This is a genomic window from Arthrobacter sp. P1_B9 (assembly GCF_056406495.1).
Genome location: NZ_JBFUAA010000004.1, coordinates 1 through 18,796 on the forward strand (window position 1 = coordinate 1; position 18,796 = coordinate 18,796).

The following is an 18,796-nucleotide window of genomic DNA, read 5'->3' on the forward strand; positions in this document are numbered from 1 at the left end:
CGGGCCGCGGCGCCAGTACGAGGACCGGTACAGGAACTGCCAGGTGTCCTCGATCCGGTGCGGGTCCTTGCCGATCAGCAGCTGCGCGACGTGCTCCTTCAAATAGGCGGCCACGGCGAGCTCGCGCCCGTTCAGGGTCGCGTCCCCGATCCCGGTCACGCCGTCCTCGGTGGTGATCCGCAGGGTCACGAAGTTCCGGGAGGGGCTGGTGACGAACACTTCAGCGGCAATGATTTTCACAACAGGTCCTTTTCTGCTCTTACAGGGGTGTCTTAGTTGCCCGGCGCCAGCGGCCCGGCGCCGGCCGGAACGGTGGGGGCACCGCCGGCGGCGCCGGACGGCCGAACGCCGGCCGAAGAACTGTCGCCGCCGGTGCGGCGGGCCTGGATCTCGGCGAGGATCCGGGCGTGCATGGCATCGGTAAGCGTGTACTTGGCCATGACGAGCACGGCCAGAATGGTCATGACGGCCGGCAGGGCGCCTGCGGCGATCTGGATGCCGAAGACGGCGTCGGGCGTCTGGACGGCGCCGGACTTGTAGCCGCCCAGGGCCAGGGCGTAGGCGGCGAGGGCACCGCCGACGGCCTGTCCGGTCTTGCGGGTGAAGGAGAACAACGCGTAGGTGATGCCCTCGGTCCGGACTCCGGTCTTCCATTCGCCGTACTCCACGGTGTCGGCCTCGAGCGCCCACACGACGATGTTGACCGCCAGCACGCCCACGAGGCTGATGATCAGGCCGGTGAATCCGATCCAGACCTGGCTTGCCGGGGTGAAGAAGACGATGGCGCCGCCAATGACCGTGAGCAGGGAAGAGAAGATGTAGACGCGCTTCTTGCCAAGGTTCCGGACCAGCTTCGGCATGAACCCGGCCAGCACGAAGGTGAGGACGAGCTGGGTGATGGACAGTACGGGGTACAGGTCCAGCCGGCCCAGGACATCGCGGAGGTAGTACAGCTGGACCGAGGTGAGGGCCAGGTAGCCGGTCAGGAAGAAGAAGGAGCTCACGCACAGCATCAGCAGCGGCCTGTTGCCCTTGAGGGTGTCCATGCTCTGCTTGAACGTGACGTTGGGGACGGCGCGGTGGACCCGCTCCTTGGCGGTCAGGACGGTGAAGAGGTACAGGGCCGCGCCGATGACGACGAAGACAAGGGTGATGGTGGTGAACGTTGCCTGCAGGTTGGCGCCCGGCTTGATCAAAGGGGCCACGAAGATGCCAAGGGCGGAGCCGACCAGCATTCCGCCGATCATCCGGGCGGAGCCGAGCTTGGCGCGTTCCGCGGGGTCCTGGGTCATGGCGCCGGCGAGGGAGCCGTAGGGGATGTTGACCAGGCTGTAGGCCAGGCCCAGGGCTGCGTACGTGACGTAGGCGTAGAGCAGGGTGCCGGATTCGCCGAGCTCAGGGATGGAGAAGGTGGCCACGCTCAGCAGCAGCAACGGGATGGAACCGAACATGATGAACGGACGGAACTTGCCGAACCGCTTGCTGTAGGTCCGGTCCACCACGCGGCCGGCGAAGACGTCGGCGAAGGCGTCGAAGATCCGCACCACCAGCAGCAGGGTGCCGGCGGCCGCGGCGGAGATTCCGGCCACATCCGTGTAGTACACGAGCAGGAACATGGTGGCGGTGGTGAAGGCGAGGTTGTTTGCGGCGTCGCCGGCGCCATAGCCGACGATGCTGAGCTTGTTCAGCTTTTTCATGATTGGGCTCCTTTACCCGTTGCCGGACCTGGGTCCGGCGAAAAATGTGCGGTGAGGCCTACGCCTTGGAGGTGCTGTTCTTGGTGCCGGCCAGTGCCGTCCACCGTTGGCGCAGGGCATAGGCGGCGGGTTTGGGCCGCCTGTCCCGGGTGAAGACGCCCTTCTTGTTGCCGTCAACGCGCATGATGCCGTTGGAGGTCTGGAAGTCCGCGAAGTTCCAGACCTGTTCACCGACCATGGCGTCGACCCGGTCGAAGACCCGGTGGTACATGGCCAGGAACGCTGCCTGGTATTCCTCGCTCCAGGGCTGTTCATAGATGGAGTGGAAGCCGGGCATGGTGTCCGGTCCGTACTCGGTCATGATCATGGGCTTGCCGTACTTGGTTTCCCACTCGCGCAGCTCCTTCTCGAGGTGCTGCTCGGCGGTTTCGAGGTCGCCGTTATCGACGTACCAGCCGTAGTAGCGGTTGAGCATGATCACGTCGAACAGGTCCCCGAGCAGTTCCTTGTCCGGGGTGTCGAACAGGACGTTGACGTAGCCGACGGGCCGGGTGGGGTCCAGGCTGCGGGTCAGCTCCGCGAGGGGTGCGAAGTACTCGCGGGTACCCTTCTCGGAACCGTTGGGTTCGTTGGCGATCGACCAGATCACGACGGAGGGGTGGTTCTTGTCGCGGGCGACGAGTTCGGTAATCGCCTGCCGGTGGTTGGCGGCGGTGTTGGCGTCCACGCCGCCCTCGACGTAGGTCTTCTTGGCGATGCCGCCGAAGACGGCGCCGAAGCCCAGGTGCAGCCCGACGGCGGCGGTTTCGTCGATCACGACGATGCCGTGCCGGTCCGCGAACTCCATGACTTCCTCGGCGTAGGGGTAGTGCGAGGTCCGGAACGAGTTGGCGCCCACCCAGTCCAGGAGCTGGAAGTCGTTGACCATCTGGGCGTTGCTGTGGCCCTTGCCGATGGCCACGTGGTCCTCGTGCATGCCGAAGCCGGTGAAGTAGAACGGTTCACCGTTGATGAGGAATTCCTTGCCGCTGACTTCCACGGTGCGGACGCCGACCGGCAGGGTGTAGCTGTCCAGCAGCCGGCCGCCGTCCCGGATCTGCGCGGTGAGGCTGTACAGGTAGGCCGCGCCGGGCTTCCAGAGCACGACGTCGGCGACCGCCAGGGTGCCGCGGGCGCCGTCGGCGCGGGCGACCTCGACGCCGTCGGCGTCGCGGAGGGAAACGGTGACCGTTTCGCTGCCGGTTCCGCCGGCGGTGGCAATCGTGTAGTCGACGCTGCCGGCGGTTCCTTCGAAGCCGGTGACGACGGTGATGTCATCGACCGTGACCGCGGGGGTGCTGAAGAGCCAGAGGCTGCGGTGCAGGCCGGCGTAGTTGTAGAAATCGTGGAGGTAGCTCTGCTGCCGGCGGCCGTCCCCGGTGACGGTGATGGTCCCGGGCGGGATGGTGGCCTGCGTGAGCTCGTTGTTGACCGAGACCGTCAGGCGGAAGGCCTGTCCGGGTGTCACATGGTCCGTGATGTCTGCGCTGAACGGCATGTAGCCGCCGGTGTGCTGTGCCACCAGGGTGTCGTCCACCCACACCATGCCTTCGTGGGTGGCGGAGTCGAGGCGGACGTGGATGCGCTCCCCTGCCCAGCCGCGCGGGACGCGCACGTCGCGCTGGTACCAGACGTAGCCCACGTGGTCCCGGATGGCCTTGTCGGGGAAGACGTCGTTGTAGCTGGCCGGGACGCCCATTTCCAGTCCGGTTTCCAGGGGCGCCTTGAACCATTCGTCCCGGTGGCCGGAGCGGTCATGGTCGACCTTGAAGCGGTACAGGCCGTCGAGGTTGACGATCTCGCGGGTTTCGCTGGCCTGGGGCTTGAGCATTGGGAGGTCCTATCGCGTCTTTGCGGGCAGTGCCGGGGAGGGTTTTTAGGGTCCGGCCGCGGGGCCGGTTTGTGCTCTTGCTGTAATCCTAATCACTTGGCAATCAAATGGCAAGCGGTTGCCATCATTTTGTTGAAAGTTCATTGAAACTCCGCTGTTCATTGAAACACTGCTGCCCGGCTCCCGATGATCCGGGAGCCGGGCAGCAGTGCTTGCCCGCAGGGCGTTACGGGGAGACAGCCTGCTCCCCGAACGTTCCGCGCAAGCTTTCAATGAGGTCCACGACGGAACGGTCACCGGCCAGGGCCGGATCCACCAGGGCCAACAGTGCACGGGTCCGCTCGGCGCCCGCGAGCCGATTGGCTGCGGCTGCCTCCTCGGCGAGCGGATCCTGGAGCGCGGCCGAGGCGGCGCTGTAGTCCATCCAGGCGGCAATCATGAGCGCGGCCGCCGCGCCGGGCCTGCCCGCGGCACGCTCGGCCCGCAGCACCGGAACGGCGCGCATCCGCAGCTTCGTGCTGCCGTCCATGGCGATCTGTGCGAGGTGGTGGGCAATCCGGGCGTTGCCGAATCGCTCCAGCAGGGCGGCGCGGTAGGCCGGGATCTGCAGCTCGGCGGCATGTCCCGCCGGCCCGGACAGATTTGCCTCCGCCTCGTCCCAAAAGCTTTCAATGGCCCGCAGGCACAGCGGGTCTGCCAGGGCCTCGGCCACGGTGGTGTGGCCGCGCAGCTGGCCGGCGTAGGCCAGCAGGGAGTGCGCGCCGTTCAGGAGCCAGAGTTTGCGGTTTTCGTACGGTTCGATCTCGGCGACGAACACGGCTCCGGCGTCTTCCCAGCGCGGCCGCCCGGCGGGGAACTCCCCGCTGAGCACCCAGTTGGAGAAGGGCTCGGCCACCACGGGCGAATTGTCGCGGTAGCCGCACGCGGCCTGGACGGCGGCGATGTCCGCGGTCGTGGTGCGGGGAGTGATGCGGTCAACCGAGGTGCTGACGAAGCTGACGTTGGCGTCGATCCATCCGGCCAGGCCCGCGTCCCACGCCCCGGCCATGCCTGCCACGGCATTGTGCGCGACGGTGCCGTTGTTGGAAAGGTTGTCGCAGCAGACGACGGCGAGTGGTCCCGCCCCGGCAGCCCGGCGGGCGGCGAGGGCCAGCACCAGCCGGCCCAGCGGCGTCGCCGGGTTGGCGCTGCCGGACGCCAGCAGCGCAAGGTCGGCGGCGACGTCGGGCGCGGCGCGGTCAAGCTGCCCGTCGGCGCGGAGCCGGTAGGCCGCCTCGGTGATGGTCAGGGTGATCACCGCGGTGGCCGGCGCGGCAACCAGCTCCGCCAGGCGCTGGACATCCGCCCCGTCCACGGCTTCGACGATGCTGCTGACAACGGTGAAGGTGTCGCCGCCGTCGGCCCGGTTCACGATCGTGTAGAGCCCGTCCTGTTCGGCCAGCGCCAGGGCGGCGTCGGGGCGGCGTCCGGTAAAGGCCGCAATGCCCCAGTCCGCTGCGTCGGACGCCTGGTGGGTGTACCAGCCCTGGTGCGAGCGGTGGAAGGCGCCCAGCCCCAGATGGACGATCCGCACAGGCGCCGTCGCACCGGGGTGCAGGCGGCGGCTCAGGTGGGGAAGTTCCACGGCGGCCTCGACCTCGGATTCCTGTGCGGATGTCAGTTCGGCGCTCACAGTTTGAACACCCGTCGGGGTGAGCCGTCCACGACGTCGACGATCAGTTCATGGGCGCGGTCCTCGCTGACGCGGTGCTCCGCGACCAGCCTGGCCAGGAAGGAGGCCTCGATCCGGCGGGAGGCATCGTGGCGCGCGGGGATGGAGCAGAAGGCGCGGGTGTCGTCGATGAAGCCGGACGAGCGGGAGAATCCTGCGGTTTCGGTCACGGCCGAGCGGAAGCGCAGCATGGCGTCGGGCGCGTCCAGGAACCACCATGGCGCACCGAGGTAGACCGACGGGTAGAAACCCGCCAGCGGCGCGAGTTCGCGGGAGAACACGGTCTCATCGAGGGTGAAGAGCACCAGGTGGAAGTCCTTGGCGGTGCCGAAGTCCTGCAGCAGCGGACGGATCGCCTCGGTGTAGTTGACGGCGAACGGGATGTCGTGGCCGGTGTCGGCGCCGAAGGCGTTGAAGGTGGGTTCGTGGTGGTTGCGGTAGGACCCCGGGTGGATGGTCATGACCAGGCCGTCCTCCACCGACATCCGTGCCATCTGGTACATCATGTGGGCCTCGAAGTCGTCGCGGTCGGCCGCCGTGGCCTGGCCCGAGCGGGCGCGGTCGAACAGCCTGGCCGCGTCGCCGGCGTCGAGCTTGAGCGTTGCCGGGGTCCGGACGCCGTGGTCGGCCGAGACTGCGCCGTGGTCCACGAAGTAGCGGCGCCGGTTTTCCAGGGCGGTGATGTAGCCGGCATAGCCGGCGGCGCCGTCGCCCGCTGCCGCAATAAGCCGGTCAACATTCGCACTCCACGTGGGGTGCGCGATGTTGAGGTAGGCATCGGGGCGGAAGGTGGGCAGGACGCGGCCGTGGAAGGTGGGGTCCTCGGCGATCGCCGCGTGGCTGGCGAGGCTGTCCAGGGGGTCGTCGGTGGTGGCCAGCACCTCGATGTTGAAGTCCTTGAAGAGCTGGCGGGGACGGAAGCCGGGCTCCAGCAGCTTGGCGGAAATCGCGTCGTAGCTGGCGTCGGCGGTTTCGGCGCTGATCTCCTGCCGGAGGCCGAAGACGCTGCTGAACTGGGTGCGGAGCCAGTAGCCGGAGGCCGTGCCTTCGAAGAGCGGCCAGGCCTTGCAGAACTCGCGCCAGACCGTGCGGGAGTCCGGTTCCGCCGCGGCCGAGCCCCGGAGCCGGTCCAGCGGGACGCCGCTGGCGTGGATCAGCCGGGTGACGTAGTGGTCCGGGCTGACCAGCAGCGCTGCCGGGTCCGGGAAGGGGCTGTTGTGCTCGATGACGGCGGCGTCAACGTGCCCGTGCGGGGAAATGATGGGGAGGTCCTGGACGCGCTGGAGGAGGTCGCGCGCAATGCTGCGCGTTCCGGGATCCGCGGGCAGAAGCCGGTCTGGGTTGGCGGCAATCGACTGTGACATAGATCAATGGTCCGGCTTGCCTCCGGCATTTGTCAACCGGTTGCCAATAATTGCCATCAAGCTGCGGATGGCCTCACAGGTGTGGCTAGCCCGCGGGCAGCAGCCGCCCGCTCGAGCCGCGCAGCACCAGCTCCGTCTCGACGCGCAGCGTGGCGGCCGGTTCCCCCGCACCGTGCAGCAGATCAAGGAGCAGGGTCGCGGCACCGGCGCCGCACTCCCCCAGCGGCGAGCGCACGGTGGTGAGCGGTGGCGTGGTGAAATCCGCGCCGAAGATGTCGTCGAAACCCACGATGCTGATCTGGTCCGGGACCACCATGCCGGCGGCCTGGAGTTCCTGCATGAGCCCGATGGCCAGGAGGTCGTTGTAGGTCAGCACCGCCGTGGCGCCGCTTGCCCGGACGTCGCGCGCCACCTGGCGGCCGCCGTCGACCGTGGGTTTGGTGGATTCCAGCCGCACGGCTTCGAGCCGGGACCACTCGCAGGCCGCCTGCACGCCTTCCCAGCGGCGCGCGGACATCCAGGACTGCGGCGGCCCGGCAACAAAGGCAACCTTGTGGTGCCCGTTGGCGGCCAGGCTGCGGACTGCCTCGCTGATGCCCTTGTTGACGTCGGGAACCACGCACGGCACGCCGTCGACCTCGCGGTTGATGACCACCACCGGCTTGTCCCGGGCGATGGCGCGGATGTCGTCGTCGTCCATGCGGGGGCTGGCCAGGATGAGGCCGTCCACGGTGGCCATCATCCGGCGTGCTGCCGTCAGTTCGGTGACGCCGGACTCGGCCGACTCGGCCAGCACCAGGGTGTAGTCCCGCAGCGTGGCGGTCGTTTCCGCCCCGCGGATGATGTCGAAAAAGGTGGGGTTGGTGATGTCCGCGACGATCAGGCCGAAGGTGTTGGTGCGGCCGGTGGGCAGCGCGCGGGCGAACGGATTGACCTGGTAGTTCAGCTCGGCGGCCGCGTCCTCGATGAGTTTCTGCGTCTTGGCGCTGACCCGGCCGGGCTTGCTCAGCGCCCGTGAGACGGTCGAAGGATTGACGCCGGCAACCTTGGCAATGTCGTAGATGGTGGCGTGGGACTTTCCGGACCGCGAGTGCTTCTTGGCCGGGTCTGTTGTTGCGGCAGCGTCCGGCGTCTTGGGTTCAGTCACCGCCCCATCCTAACGAGGAAACAACCCAACCAGCCCGCAGCGGAGGCCGTTTTGAGTGCTCAAAACGGCCCCTGCTGCGGCTGGGCGGGGCGGGCTAGGAGCGCTCGGCGAACTTGCCCTCGTCCGCGATGCGCTTGTTCAGCTCGGCGAGGAACTCGTCCTCGTCGAAGTCCAGCGCCAATTCCGTGCCGGTCCAGCTCGAGAGGTGGATGGCGTTGGCCAGCCGGACACCCTTGATGCCGTCCGATCCCGGGGCCAGCAGCGGCGTGCCGTCCAGGATGTTGGCGGCGAAGTTCGCCAGGACGCCGGAGTGCTGCGCGCCCCAGGCGGACTCGAACTCGATGACCTCGGTGGTGTAGTACTCGCCGGGATTGAGCTCGCCCATGAAGAGTTTGCGGACATCGTCCATGCCCATGCCGTCGCTGAGTTCACGCTCGGGCTTCTTCAGGCGGGTCACGGTGGCGGTCTTGCTGTTCTCCACCACGATCTTGCCCTGGTCGCCCAGGATCTCGAAGCGGTCGGTTCCCACGAGGTCGTGCGTCGCGGTGACGAAGACGCCCGTGGCGCCGTTGCCGTAGTCCACCACGGCAGTGACTTCGTCCTCCACGGCGATGTCGCGGCGGAAGCCGTAGGCCACCTTGGCGTAGACGGACTTCGGCACGCCGCAGATCCACTGCCACAGGTCCAGCTGGTGCGGGGCCTGGTTGACCAGAACGCCGCCGCCCTCGCCGCCCCACGTGGCGCGCCATTCGCTGGAATTGTAATAGCCCTGCGGTCGCCACCAGTTGGTGATGATCCAGTTGGTGCGGCGGATCCCGCCGATCTCGCCGCCGTCGACGATCTCCTTCAGCTTCTGGTACAGCGGGTTGTTGCGCTGGTTGAACATGATGGCGAAGGACAGTTCGGGCTTGCCCGCGGCAAATTCGTTGAGCTCCCTGACCTGCTTGGTGTAGACGCCGGCCGGCTTCTCCACGAGGGCGTGGATGTTGCGCTTGAGGGTCTCGATCCCCATTTCCGGGTGCAGGAAGTGCGGCACGCACGTCACGACCGCATCGACGTCGCCGCTTTCCAGCATCGTGATGTAGTCGTCGTAGAAGGGCGCGTCGGGGTACCTGGCGGCCGCCAGTTCCTTTTTCGCGGGGTCGGTGTCGCAGATGGCGCCGATCACCATGTTCGCGACCAGGCCGTCGGTGATGAACTGGGCGTAGGCGCCGCCCTGCTGGCCCAGGCCGATGATGCCCAGGCGTACTTGCTTGCTCATGTGGTGGTTCTCCGTAGTCAGTGGGGGTGGGCTAGAAAAGGTCGGCGTGGCCGAGCGCCACCAGGTTGTCGTGGGAGGTCTGCAGCGCGTCCCAGACGGTGCGCCCGTAGAGTTCGTCCTGCTCCACGAGCAGGTACCGGGCGCCGGCGGCCTGGGCGGCCGGAACAATGGATGCGAAGTCCAGGTTGCCTTCGCCCACTTCAGCGAACTGGACCACATTCTTGAACTCGGTCATGAAGCCCATGATGTCCCCGGAATCCAGGAGCCCGAACGAGGACTCCGGCAGTTCTCCGATCCGGTAGTCCTTCAGGTGGACCATGGCCGTGCGGCCGGCGTACTTCTGCAGCGTCCGGACCGGGTCCAGGCCGCCGCGCTGCACCCAGTGCACATCGATTTCCATGCCCATAGCCGGGGAGTTCTCGGCAATGATGTCCAGCATGAATTTGCCGTCGAACTTCGCGAACTCGATGTGGTGGTTGTGGTAATACAGGCTCAGGCCCTGTTCCTGCAGGCGCTGCGCGTACTCGTTGGCCTCCTTGGCGAAATCAACGACTGCCGCGATTGACTTCATGGCCGGGAACGGCAGCATGCCGATCCGCAGGAGGCTGGAGTCCAGGCGTTTGGCGTCCGCCACGATCTTGTCGAAGTGCTCCGCCAGGGAGTCCCCGGGACGGCCTTTGGGGGTCTCCATCGCGACGGACAGTGCCGCGATGTCCATGCCCAGTTCGCTCCGGGCGCGGTCCAGCTCGGCGACGTTCTCCGGGGTCATCGGGATCTGGGAGATCTCGACGGCGTTGTATCCGATCGCGCTCACCTTGCGGAGCGTCTCGAACGCCCCCACTTCGGCGAAGCTGTCTTTCAGCATCATCGCTTGTACGCCAATTTTGGCCACTATATTCCTCCGTGGTGTTACGGACCCGCAAGGGCCCTTCGTGCCGGTTAGGTGCTGCCGCCAAGGCGCCGGCCGTTCTGCCTGACGGCGCGGGTGGCCTCAGGCGAGGGCGCCCGCTTGTTCGTGCTGCATGCGCTGCGTTTCGAGCAGGCGGTGCCGGTCCGCGCGGCGCTGTTCCTGCCGGTCCGGGTCCGGGACCGGGGAGGCGAGCAGCAGCCGCTGGGTGTAGGGGTGGTCGGGGTCGGTGGTGACGACGCCGGCCGGGCCTTGTTCGACGATCTCCCCGTGGTACATCACGGCGACGCGGTGGCTGATGTGCCGGACGACGTCGAGGTCGTGGGAGACGAAGAGGTAGGACACACCGGTGTCCTTCTGGATCTGCAGGAACAGGTCCAGCACCCGGGCCTGGGTGGAGAGATCCAGTGCGCTGACCGGCTCATCGCAGACGATCAGCTTGGGCGAGAGGGCCAGGGCGCGGGCGATCGCCACGCGCTGGCGCTGTCCGCCGCTGAATTCGCGCGGCAGCCGGTTGATGGCGTCGGCGGGCAGACCCACCTGGTCCAGCAGTTCCCTCACACGCTTTTTGGCCGCCGTGGCGTCCATGCCCTGCACGCCCAGTGGTTCGGCGAGGATGTCGCCGATCTCCAAGGCCGGGTTCAGCGAGGTGTAGGGATCCTGGAACACCACCTGCAGGTCACGGCTCAGGACCCGCCGGTCCTTGCGGGTGGCGCGGCTGATGTCCTTGCCGTCGAAGCTGATCTTCCCGCCGGTCACCGGGGCCAGCCCCAGGATGGCGCGGCCCAGCGTGGTCTTGCCGGAACCGGACTCCCCCACCAGGCCGAGGGTTTCGCCGCGGCCGATGGTGATGTTGATGTCCGTCAGGGCGCGGAAGGGCTTGGCCCGGAACTTCTTGCTGGGGTACTCGACGATCAGTTGGTCTACCGCGAGCAGCGGAGCGCTGTCGGTGGGGCTCATGCGACTGGCTCCTTCTGGCCGGTGTAAACGAGCATGGACATGGGTTCCTTGCCCTCAAGCATCGATGCCAGGAGCGTTTGCGTGTAAGGCTCCTGCGGATTGCGCAGGATGTCACGGACGGATCCTTCCTCCACGAGCCGGCCGTTCTGCATGACAGCCACACGGTCGCAGAGGTCCGCCACCACCCCGAAGTTGTGGGTCACCAGGATGACGCCGATGTTCAGGCGCTGCTGGAGCTCGCGCAGCAGGTCCAGCACGTCCGCCTGCACCGTGACATCCAGGGCCGTGGTGGGCTCATCGGCAATAACCAGGTCCGGTTCGCAGCTGATGGCGCCGGCGATCAGGACGCGCTGGGCCATGCCGCCGGAGACTTCGTGCGGGTAGGCGTTGAAGGTCCGTTCCGGGTTGGCGATTCCGACGTCGGTGAGCAGCTTCAATGCCCGCCTCCTGGCCTCGGCCTTGGAGATGCCGAGGACGCGGACCATGGGCGTCACGAGCTGGTAGCCGATGGTGAAGGCCGGGTCCAGGTTGCTCATGGGCTCCTGCGGGATGTAGGAAATCCGCCTGCCGCGCAGTTTGGACAGGCGCTCCTGGCTGACGCGTTCCTCGCCCGGGGCAACGGTGTAGTTGCCATCGAACTGGATGGAGCCGGCCACGATGCGGGCATTGTCCGGCAGCAGCCCCAGGATGGAGAAGGCGGTCTGGGACTTGCCCGAACCGGATTCGCCCACGATGCCCAGGATCTCGCCGCGGTCCACGTGGAAGGAGACGTCGTCGACGACCTTCTTGATGGAGCCGTCTGCCTGCGGATAGCCGACGCCGAGATTGGTCACCTTGACCAGGTGGTGTTCGGTTCCGGGGTCGACGGCGGCCACTGACTTCCGCGACGGGCGGGCGGGGAGGTGCGGCGGCGCCGTCGTGCGTTTGCTGATGCCGCTTCCCCTTGGCTTCTTGCGATGCGTGATCTTTTCGCCGTCTTCAAGGGCATCGCGGATGGCGTTGCCCAGCAGGACCAGGCCGCCGATGGTCAGCGCCATGGCCAGTGCCGGCCAGAAGAGCAGCGTGGGAGTGAGGTAGACGTTCTTGAAGCCCTCCGAGAGCATCACGCCCCAGGTGGCCTTGGTGGGGTCGCCCAGGCCGAGGAATTCCAGACCGGACTGAATGGCGATGGCCACACCGGCGATCGCCGCGGTCTGGATGATGATGGGGGCGCGGACCACGGAGAAGATGTGGCGGGCGATGATGCTGAGGTCGGACAGCCCGGAGACCCGTGCGGCGTCGACATAGAGCTCGTTGCGCACCGACTGGACGGCCGTGCGGGTCAGCCGGAAGTAGGACGGGCTGATCAGGATGCCGAAGGCGATCATGGACATCCAGACCGAAGGGCCGAAGGCCGCCCGGATGGTCAGCAGCACGATCAGCCCGGGGAGGCTCATGAGGATGCCGACCACCCAGTTGGAGACTGCCTCGAATTTGCCGGCGTAGTACCCGGCGACCAGGCCGGACGGCAGGCCGATGGCAATGGCCACGCCCGCGCAGAGCAGGGCGGAAAGCAGCGTCAGCTGCGCGCCGTACAGGAGCCGGCTCCAGACATCGCGCCCGGCGCTGTCCGTTCCGAGGATGTTTACGGAGTCCGGGGCGGCGAGGGTCTTGGCGATGTTGGCGTAGTTCTGCTCGAAGGGCGCCAGGACCGGGGCGAGTACCGCCAGGAGCGAGATCGCCAGCAGGATGGTCATGGCAACGATGCCCAGCGGGTTCCTGAACAGGCGCCGGATGACGGTGGACCGGACCACGGTGCCGCTCTGGCCGGGGTGAATCGGAATGGCGGCGGATGCCGCGGTTGCGGCGGCTTCTTCGGAGGAATTGTTCATGACACACGTACTTTCGGGTTGAGCCAGCCATTGAGGATGTCCACCAGCAGGTTCACCACAATGACGACGACCACCGTGTACATCACGACGCCCATCACCACCGGAAGATCCGACTGGCCGGTGGCGGCGACCGCCATCGGACCCATGCCGGGAAGGGCGAAGATCTGCTCGATGATCACCACGCCGCCCAGCATGCCGATCAGCTGCAGGCTCAGCACCGTCAGGCCGGCCGGCGCGGCGCTGCGCAGGACGTGCTTGAACAGGATTTCCCGCTCGCCGATCCCGCGGCTGCGCAGGGTGCGGACATAGTCCCGCTCGAGTTGTTTGATGACGGCGCTGCGGATCTGTTGCGCGCCCCCGGTGACGCCGTTGATCAGCAGGGCTATCACCGGAAGCGACATGGAATAGACCCACGCGTCGGCCCCGGAATCCGGGGAAATGGTGCTGGTGGCCGGGAACAGGCCCAGCTGGATGGCCAGGATGGTGACCAGGATGACGCCGATCACGAACCCCGGAACGGAGTCGCCGATGATGGCGCCAACCTGGACCACCCTGTCCACCCAGCCGCGCTTGACCGCGGCGAAGACACCGATGAGTGCGGCACAAATTGCGATCAGGATCATTGCGGCGAAAACCATGGTCATGGTCACCGGAATCCGGGTGGCCAGGGAGTTGGCCACCGGTTCCGAGGAGAACCAGGAGGCGCCCAGGTTTCCGCTGAGGGCATCGGCCACCCAGGCAAAGTAGCGGGTCAGCAGGGGCTGGTCCAGCCCCAGCTCGTGTTCTTTCATCGCCACCTGCTCAGCGGTGGCCTGATCGCCCAGGATGTTCCTGGCGATGCTCCCGCTGGACATATAGAGCAGGAAGAAGGTGAGCGCCGAGACAACAAGCAGCACCACCAGCCCGCTGCCCAGTCGTTTCGCAATGAACCTGATCATGGTGTCCTACTTGGCGGGTGAGTAGTTGTAAATGGACGGAACGGCCTGCTGGATCTGGGGTGTGACGTCGACCTTGGCGTTGTGGTAGTACATCTGGTTGACGCGGAACAGCGGCGCGAACCAGGCCTGCTCCACCACGTACTTGTTCACTTCCTGGGCCAGCTTGCCCGCGTCAGCCCCGCCGTTGCGCACGGCGTCAATCTTGGCGTCGAGCTCCGGCGACGCGTTCTTGAACGGGTTGTAGAGCGCCTTGGTGGAGATGATCTGGTTGATGGCAACTGTCGGCTGGCCTTGAAAGAGGGAGAAGTACATGGTGGTGTACTTCTGTCCAGCCACATCGGAGGTGAAGGTGTTGGTGAGCGCGGCGCCAATCTTCAGGGTGATACCGACGTCTGCCAGCTGCTGCTGGACCACGGAAATCTGAGTCTGGAAGTCGGGGATGCTGGGGACTTCCAGGGTCACGCCGTTTTCATAGCCGGCTTCCTTGAGGAGCTGCTTGGCCTTGGCCGGATCGTAGCTGTAGTAGTTCTCCAGTTCTTCGGTCCAGGCGCCGCTGGCCTTGCCGAACGGCTGGGACGTCGGGGTGCCCTGGCCCAACAGGACCTGGTCGAGGATGGTCTTGCGGTCAAAGGCGTAGTTGATGGCCTGGCGGACCTTGACGTTCTGCAGTGCGGGGTTCTTGGCCCCGTCACGGTCCAGGAGGAGCAGCCCCTGCCAGTCCACCTCGTTGGCGGCCAGCTTCATCTTGGCGCCTTCGGCCTGCTTGCCGTTCTTGGGGTCCAGGAGTGTGGCGTCCACCTGGCCGGAGACCAGGGCGTTGGTGCGGGCGGTGGGGTCGGTCAGGATCTTGAAGGTCAGCTTGGAGTACTTCTGCAGATCCTTGTTCCAGTAGTCCTTCCGGGCGGTGAACACGGTCTGGGAGTCCTTGACCGACGCGGCCTTGTCCATCACGTAGGGCCCGGAGCCCACCGGCTCGGTCTTGATGCCCTCGGTGCCGAGCGCCTTGGGGCTGCCCATCAGGCCGGCCGCCTGGCTGAGGAAGTACTCGAGGGCCGGGTCCGGGGTGCTGAGGTTGATGTCGATGGTATCGGCGTCCACAACGGCCACGTCCTTGACGGCATTGAGCTGGGCCATCTGCGGACCATTGGCCGTCTTGAAGTGGTCCATGTTGGCCTTGGCAGCCTCGGCGTCGAACTTTGCTCCGTCGCTGAAGGTGACGTCCGAGCGCAGGTCCACCGTCAGTTTGGTGTTTGCTGCGTTGTACTTCCAGGCCGTCGCCAGCATGGGGCTGAGCTTTCCGTCCGGCTCGCGCAGGATCAGGGTGTCGTAGACGGCCTGGTACGGCTGGAGGATATGGCCCACATGGGCCTGGGCCGGATCCCAGGACCGGACGTCCTGGATGGTGCCGAGCGTCAGGGACGTGGCTGTGGTGCCTGCGCCGCCTGCTGCGGCGCCGCCGCCACAGGCGGTGAGCGCGAGGGATGCGCTGAGGATGAGGGCAGCAGCTGCTGCCTTGGGACCGAACTTCATTGTTGGCTCCTTTGGATCGCTTCTCGAGGTCCGCTGCACGGACGTTGATGGCGGCAATGTGGCTTGGGCCACACCGCCGCTTGTGGGTTCAGCGTACGTTGGGTTGCCACATCTGGCAACCGGTTGTCATTATTTTTTGAATTATTGCGAATCCGGGCGTGGCCAAGCACTACGACGGCACCGGACGGAGACGCAGCGCGGCGCGCCTGAGGGGCGCACGTACTGGGCAAGCACGACGTTCGCAGCGGAGTGCACAAGCAGCGCAACGGAAGTCCGCATGGCCGCGCACGGTCGCGGCGGCGGCTTCGGTCAGGACACTTTTTCCTCAGAGCCGGGGTAGGACTGGCGGTAGAGTTCCTTTACGATCCGCAGCGACTTCGCCCCTTCGGCGGCGTCAATCCAGAACGGGCCCGGTTGCGCCAGTCCGGCATAGAAATCTGCGATCAGCAGGGCATGCGAAACGCCCCAGTAGGACCGGCCGCCCGATCCCTTGGTGCGTTCCCGCACCACCTCGCTGCGCCCGTCGTCGTAAGTGACTGTCAGGTCCCCGCGCAGGCTCAATGTTGCCCTCTCGGTGCTGATGTCCAGCGTGACGGGTGCGTTGACGGTGTTGGCCAGGGTGGCGTAGAAGACGGAGCGCGCCCCGCTGCTGTGCAGCGCGGCGAACTCCGCAGTGTCCTCCACCTCGATGGTTTCTGCCAGCGCATGGGTCGAGGCGCTGCCTGCGAGCGCGACGACGTCGCCCACCAGCCATTGCAGCAGGTCAACGGTGTGGATGGCCTGGTTCATCATCAGCCCCCCGCCGCCCTCGGCCCAATTTCCGCGCCAGGGCCGGCTGAGGTAGTAATCGGCATCCCGGTGCCACATGACCGTGGCCGAGGCCCCCCGCACCTGGCCCAGTTCGCCGGAGTCCAGCAGCCGGCGCATTTCCTGCACCGGGGCGTTGTAGCGGTTCTGGAAACACAGGGCAATTTTCGCCGTGCTGTCGGCAGCCGCGGCCAGCAGTCTTTCGCCCTCGGCCAGGGTGTGCGCCAGGGGCTTTTCCAGCACCACGTGGACACCGCGGCGCAGGCATTCGATCGCGATCGCCGCGTGTTCGTGATGCGGGGTGGTGATGTGCACGACGTCGGGAGCTGCCACCTCCAGCATGTCGCGGTAGTCCGCGAAGCCGGGGACGCCGCGGGCCTCCTGCGCCGCCGCCCGGCGTGCCGGATCCGGGTCACAGACGGCCACCAATTCGGCGCCGTCCATCCCTGCAAGTGCTTCAAAGTGAACGACCGACACGTCGCCGCAGCCGATGATTGCCGCCTTTGGCATCCGGAGTTCCCTCTTTCCCTAGTGGTGGTGCATGCCTGCTAAAGAAGGCCGATTACACGAGTTCGATCTGGTTTTTCACGGCCAGCGCGGCGAAGGCGCGGGCCGCGGTGCCGAAGGCCGCCGGGCCCGAGAAGCCGCCGAGTTCGTGGGCGCTGGCCAGGTGGGGTTCCAGCGAGGCGAAGCCGGCGTAACCGTCCGCCTTGAGGGCGGCGATGGTGGCGTCGAGTTCGCCGTCGCCCTCACCGGAGGGGACTACTTCCCCGGTGGTGGCGAGCGCGTCCTTGACCTGGAAGTACTCGAGGTAGGGGCGCAGCATGGCGTAGCCCTCGGTGTAGGGCTTGACGCCCACCTGGACGAAGTTGGCGTTGTCCCACGCAATGCGGAGCGCGGGCGAGTTCACGGATTCCATGATGTCCAGCACGCGCTGCGGAGTATCGCCATAGATGCCCTTTTCGTTTTCGTGCAGGAGCACGACGCCGGATTCCGCGGCGAGCGCCGCCAGGGCGCCCATACGGGCCAGGACGTCGTCGCGGATGTCTTCCGCGCTGCGCCCTTCCGCCCGGAAGAAGGAGAAAATGCGGACGTATTGTGTATCCAGCCCCCTGGCTACCGAGATGATCTGCCGGAGCCGTGCCAGCTCGTGCTCCACCGGCAGGCTCACGTCCACCTTCCCGATGGGGCTGGCCACGGCCGAGACCTTGAGGCCCTTTTCATCCAGGATTTCCCTGAGCCGGGCAACCTGCGCGGGCTCCAGCTCGGAGACGTTCGTGCCCCAGGCGCTGCGGACCTCGATGTGGCTTGCGCCCAGCGCCAGGAGCACGGCGGCCTGAACTGCCGGGTCCGGATCTATTTCGTCGCCGAAACCTGACAGCGACCAGACTGCGGGTGGTGTTTTGCTCACGCGGATCTCCTGGGTTTCGCGGCCGCCGCGGGCAGCTTCCGGCTCCGGCGCGGTGACGCAGTTCACAAACGGTGTGGGCCCCAGTCTAGCCATCACCGCACTCAAATGACAACCGGTTGCCAAATTCTGACAATCTGTGGCATGCTTTGCTGACCGGCCCTGTGGCGGCAATCACAGCCCGGCCACCCGCCCCCGGCCACCTCGGCCCGGCCACCACGTTCAGAGAGGAGCGCCGTGGCGACGACGCAACCAGCAGCAGTGGACCGCCCGGCCACCATCCATGACATCGCCGCGCTCTGCGGCGTGGCGGCCTCCACGGTTTCCCGTGCCCTCTCCACGCCGGACCGGGTCAACATCAGGACACGGCAGCGGATCGAGGCGGCCGCGGCCCGGCTGCACTACACCCCCAACAGCCAGGCGAAGGCGCTGAGTTCCGGGCGCACGGGCGCGGTGGGAGTCCTGGTTCCGGATATCACCAACCCGTTCTACTTCGACCTCATCAGGGGAACCCAGCTCCAGCTCAAGGCGGCCGGGTACACCCAGCTGCTGGTGGACACGGAAGAATCCGACGAGGTGGAGGCCAGCACCGTGGAGCAGCTGCGCAAGAGCGCCGACGGCATCATCGTTGCCGCATCCCGGCTCAGCGACGAAGCTCTGCTGAACGCGGCGGCGAAGATGCCCATGGTCGCGATCAACCGTGACGTGCCCGGCGTTCCCGCGGTCCTGATCGACACCCCGTCCGGCACCAGCCAGGCGCTGGACCACCTGATCTCGCTGGGGCACACCCGGGTGGCCTATGTGGCCGGCCCGACGACGTCGCAGTCCAGCGAACGGCGGTGGACCGCACTGTCCGTCGCTGCCGAGGAACGCGGCGTGGAGGTGCGCCGGCTCGGTCCGTTCGCCCCCAAGACACAGTCCGGCGCGGCAGCCGCGGACGCCGCCGTCCACAGCGGGGTCACCGCCTGCCTCGCGTTCAACGACCTCATCGCCATCGGCATGCTCCAGCGCCTTCGCGAACGCGGCATCCGCGTCCCGCAGGACATGAGCATTGTGGGCTGCGACGACATCTTTGGCGCCGACTTCTGCAATCCGCCGCTGTCCACCATGGCCTCCCCGATCGAGCAGGCCGGCCGCGTGGCGGTGTCCATGCTGCTGGCCCAGCTGAACCCGCTCGCCGGCGGTGGCACCCGAAGCCGGTCCGTGATGCCCACCCATCTCACGGTCCGCGGCTCCACCGGTCCGGTGCGGCAGGCTCAATAGGCCCGGCGTCCGGCCCGGTGCCCAGTCAGGACCGGGCAGGCGTCGGCCGGTGGTGAGGTTTT

Annotated in this window: 14 protein-coding genes and 1 pseudogene; 1 reads left to right on the forward strand and 14 read right to left on the reverse strand. The window is 66.8% G+C overall.

The features are described 5' to 3' along the window. The 14 genes and pseudogenes from AC1D1A_RS07225 to AC1D1A_RS07290 form a co-directional block, all read right to left on the reverse strand. Positions 1-240, reverse strand: a pseudogene (locus AC1D1A_RS07225) (bifunctional D-altronate/D-mannonate dehydratase); the annotation flags it as partial. A gap of 32 nt (positions 241-272) precedes the next feature. Beyond that, complete coding sequence (uidB, locus tag AC1D1A_RS07230; protein ID WP_476947423.1) at positions 273-1,697, reverse strand: glucuronide transporter; 1,425 nt, start codon at positions 1,695-1,697, stop codon at positions 273-275. A gap of 58 nt (positions 1,698-1,755) precedes the next feature. Further along, positions 1,756-3,567, reverse strand: coding sequence for a beta-glucuronidase (uidA, locus tag AC1D1A_RS07235; RefSeq protein WP_476947424.1), 1,812 nt, complete (start codon positions 3,565-3,567; stop codon positions 1,756-1,758). A gap of 226 nt (positions 3,568-3,793) precedes the next feature. Then, positions 3,794-5,239, reverse strand: a complete 1,446-nt coding sequence (locus AC1D1A_RS07240; protein ID WP_476947425.1) for a mannitol dehydrogenase family protein — start codon at positions 5,237-5,239, stop codon at positions 3,794-3,796. After that, a complete protein-coding gene (gene uxaC / locus AC1D1A_RS07245) occupies positions 5,236-6,642 on the reverse strand; it encodes a glucuronate isomerase (protein ID WP_476859411.1) in 1,407 nt (468 codons plus the stop codon). Before uxaC ends, AC1D1A_RS07240 begins: the two co-directional genes overlap by 4 nt. A gap of 85 nt (positions 6,643-6,727) precedes the next feature. Continuing rightward, complete coding sequence (locus AC1D1A_RS07250) at positions 6,728-7,789, reverse strand: LacI family DNA-binding transcriptional regulator (protein ID WP_476859412.1); 1,062 nt, start codon at positions 7,787-7,789, stop codon at positions 6,728-6,730. 94 nt (positions 7,790-7,883) lie between these two features. Then, entirely contained in the window at positions 7,884-9,050 is a 1,167-nt protein-coding gene (locus AC1D1A_RS07255; protein WP_476947426.1) for a Gfo/Idh/MocA family protein, read from the reverse strand. Between the two features lie 31 nt (positions 9,051-9,081). Further along, the gene (locus AC1D1A_RS07260) at positions 9,082-9,918 is read right to left on the reverse strand and encodes a sugar phosphate isomerase/epimerase family protein (RefSeq protein WP_476947427.1); all 837 of its coding nucleotides are present in this window, start codon (positions 9,916-9,918) and stop codon (positions 9,082-9,084) included. Between the two features lie 123 nt (positions 9,919-10,041). After that, positions 10,042-10,917, reverse strand: coding sequence for an ATP-binding cassette domain-containing protein (locus AC1D1A_RS07265; protein ID WP_476872359.1), 876 nt, complete (start codon positions 10,915-10,917; stop codon positions 10,042-10,044). Further along, positions 10,914-12,788 (reverse strand): dipeptide/oligopeptide/nickel ABC transporter permease/ATP-binding protein, encoded by a 1,875-nt coding sequence (locus AC1D1A_RS07270; RefSeq protein WP_476947428.1) that lies wholly within the window; start codon positions 12,786-12,788, stop codon positions 10,914-10,916. Before AC1D1A_RS07270 ends, AC1D1A_RS07265 begins: the two co-directional genes overlap by 4 nt. Beyond that, complete coding sequence (locus AC1D1A_RS07275) at positions 12,785-13,726, reverse strand: ABC transporter permease (RefSeq protein WP_476851820.1); 942 nt, start codon at positions 13,724-13,726, stop codon at positions 12,785-12,787. Before AC1D1A_RS07275 ends, AC1D1A_RS07270 begins: the two co-directional genes overlap by 4 nt. Before the next feature lie 6 nt (positions 13,727-13,732). Beyond that, a complete protein-coding gene (locus tag AC1D1A_RS07280) occupies positions 13,733-15,256 on the reverse strand; it encodes an ABC transporter substrate-binding protein (protein WP_230008163.1) in 1,524 nt (507 codons plus the stop codon). 309 nt (positions 15,257-15,565) lie between these two features. Then, the gene (locus tag AC1D1A_RS07285; RefSeq protein ID WP_476947429.1) at positions 15,566-16,573 is read right to left on the reverse strand and encodes a Gfo/Idh/MocA family protein; all 1,008 of its coding nucleotides are present in this window, start codon (positions 16,571-16,573) and stop codon (positions 15,566-15,568) included. Between the two features lie 52 nt (positions 16,574-16,625). After that, positions 16,626-17,474 carry a sugar phosphate isomerase/epimerase family protein gene (locus AC1D1A_RS07290; RefSeq protein ID WP_476947430.1) on the reverse strand — a complete coding sequence of 283 codons (849 nt, stop codon included), beginning with the start codon at positions 17,472-17,474 and terminating at the stop codon, positions 16,626-16,628. A gap of 234 nt (positions 17,475-17,708) precedes the next feature. Between AC1D1A_RS07290 and AC1D1A_RS07295 the strand changes: the two genes are divergently transcribed. Then, positions 17,709-18,734, forward strand: a complete 1,026-nt coding sequence (locus tag AC1D1A_RS07295; RefSeq protein ID WP_223914562.1) for a LacI family DNA-binding transcriptional regulator — start codon at positions 17,709-17,711, stop codon at positions 18,732-18,734. Positions 18,735-18,796 lie beyond the last annotated feature (62 nt).

Excerpts from the sequence above, each read along its gene's own strand:
- uidB (WP_476947423.1), bottom strand. The coding sequence starts at position 1,697 with ATGAAAAAGCTGAACAAGCTCAGCATCGTCGGCTATGGCGCCGGCGAC.
- uidA (WP_476947424.1), bottom strand. The coding sequence starts at position 3,567 with ATGCTCAAGCCCCAGGCCAGCGAAACCCGCGAGATCGTCAACCTCGAC.
- uxaC (WP_476859411.1), bottom strand. The coding sequence starts at position 6,642 with ATGTCACAGTCGATTGCCGCCAACCCAGACCGGCTTCTGCCCGCGGAT.
- AC1D1A_RS07255 (WP_476947426.1), bottom strand. The coding sequence starts at position 9,050 with ATGAGCAAGCAAGTACGCCTGGGCATCATCGGCCTGGGCCAGCAGGGC.
- AC1D1A_RS07260 (WP_476947427.1), bottom strand. The coding sequence starts at position 9,918 with ATGATGCTGAAAGACAGCTTCGCCGAAGTGGGGGCGTTCGAGACGCTC.
- AC1D1A_RS07265 (WP_476872359.1), bottom strand. The coding sequence starts at position 10,917 with ATGAGCCCCACCGACAGCGCTCCGCTGCTCGCGGTAGACCAACTGATC.
- AC1D1A_RS07270 (WP_476947428.1), bottom strand. The coding sequence starts at position 12,788 with ATGAACAATTCCTCCGAAGAAGCCGCCGCAACCGCGGCATCCGCCGCC.
- AC1D1A_RS07275 (WP_476851820.1), bottom strand. The coding sequence starts at position 13,726 with ATGATCAGGTTCATTGCGAAACGACTGGGCAGCGGGCTGGTGGTGCTG.
- AC1D1A_RS07280 (WP_230008163.1), bottom strand. The coding sequence starts at position 15,256 with ATGAAGTTCGGTCCCAAGGCAGCAGCTGCTGCCCTCATCCTCAGCGCA.
- AC1D1A_RS07285 (WP_476947429.1), bottom strand. The coding sequence starts at position 16,573 with ATGCCAAAGGCGGCAATCATCGGCTGCGGCGACGTGTCGGTCGTTCAC.